General features: G+C 36.2%; 2 protein-coding genes. Both read right to left on the bottom strand.

The window, feature by feature from the left end; all coding sequences use genetic code 11:
• Positions 1-180: 180 nt before the first annotated feature.
• Positions 181-948 carry a hypothetical protein gene (locus EDD73_RS14705; RefSeq protein WP_131921190.1) on the bottom strand — a complete coding sequence of 256 codons (768 nt, stop codon included), beginning with the start codon at positions 946-948 and terminating at the stop codon, positions 181-183.
• Positions 949-994: 46 nt separating this feature from the next.
• The gene (locus tag EDD73_RS14700) at positions 995-1,294 is read right to left on the bottom strand and encodes an HlyD family secretion protein (RefSeq protein WP_264672952.1); all 300 of its coding nucleotides are present in this window, start codon (positions 1,292-1,294) and stop codon (positions 995-997) included.
• Positions 1,295-1,627: the final 333 nt, after the last annotated feature.

Raw genomic sequence — 1,627 nt, 5'->3', positions numbered from 1 at the left:
GCGTTTTGTGGCTACTTTCTTGATTAATTTGGAAAAAACACAGTTTCAACGAATACCATGCTTATTTTCATTAGGTTCCTAGACGGACTCTATTAATGAATTATATTATCAATATATTTTTGGTTAACCAAACACGAATAAACCCTCCTTAATCGAAGCACATCTCATAATTTTACTTTATTATAAACCTTGGCGCCGAAAAGCGTATTCTTCCAATTGTTCCAATGAATTCACGTTTTTTATATCATTAATTCTATACTCTTTTGTAATTGTTTTTTTATAATCAGGATCCATGCTATTCATGTATTTATTAAAGTTTTTTTCAATGCTTTTTTGATAATGTCCATCGAAATAAGCGACAACAAGAGATATTTTGTGATAATCATAGTCTTTATATGCATTTATAATCGAGAGAATCTTATCTAACGAATCTTCTTTTCTGTCATCGAAAAATGCGCAATAAATATCAAGTGAAATTTTATTTTTAAACATTTTTTTTGCATTTGTTAAATCCATGGCTTTACCATAGATATTTGGATATATATCATGTGGAGGAAATGATATAATTGTTCTAAAATAGCTTTTGCTCATTAGCCCATCCATTTTTGTTTCAGCTTGTTTAGACCATAATGACCATATGAATGATTCATTGTAGTAAACATCCATGCCAGCCTCCTTCCAAATACGGCCATCAGCGTATTTTTTTATTTCGAATTTGAGTTCTGGATACTCTTTTGAATGCGCGATTGCTTTTATCATTTTTGGACTACCAAAATAGTCATAAGTATAGTTAATGTCGTTTACTACAAACTCCTGTCCATATCTCTCAAGTAAATATTGATTCATTTTTAGTTTTTCTTCTGATAACTCATCACTTGTTCCGCAAGAAGTTAAAGTGATCAATAACAGCACTGATATTATTAATGCAGTAGTTTTTTTATCAAGCAAAATTATCCCTCCAAGCATTATCATCAATCAGAGTAATAAACTTCAATTACCGTATTGCCAAACTTTCCTTCGCATACTTCACAATCGGCGACAGGAAAAAACCAATAATCCTCCTTTTCCCCGTTTTAATTTTCGTGCTGACGGTCATGCCCGGAGCAACGGGCATCTTTTGCCCATCGACGACAAGACTCATCTGGTCGAGGCCCACCATAATCTTGTACACCGGGCCCAGTTGCGGATCATCGTAGGCGTCCGGAATGATCGACAATAGCTTTCCCGGCAGTGTGCCGTATTTCTGAAAAGGAAAGGTGTCCAGTGTTACTTCCACAGCCTGCCCGACCTGCAACTAGCCGATGTCTGTATTGAGCGCCGACGCTATTCAGTTGATGGGGCAGCGGGGTCAAATCCGCTATTCCTTGGCGTCTGCCAGTGGTGGCACAAGGTGAGTATCGCTCTGGTGGGGGAAAAAGTCAACGATGTTGGCTTCATTGGTTCGTAAGATATAGAAGGATTTTGCTTTAATTTACATAATTAATCAGATTAAAATGGTGCATATGAGGGAATTATTACTTGTAATTGTTCATTATTAGAGTCCGTCTAGGAACCTAATGAAAATAAGCATGGTATTCGTTGAAACTGTGTTTTTTCCAAATTAATCAAGTGAGTAGCCGCAAAACGC

Origin of the sequence: Heliophilum fasciatum, from assembly GCF_004341395.1 — a bacterium.
Taxonomy (GTDB): Bacteria; Bacillota; Desulfitobacteriia; order Heliobacteriales; family Heliobacteriaceae; genus Heliophilum; species Heliophilum fasciatum.
The sequence above is the reverse complement of the archived record's forward strand: the minus strand, read 5'-3'. Positions and strand labels throughout refer to the sequence as shown.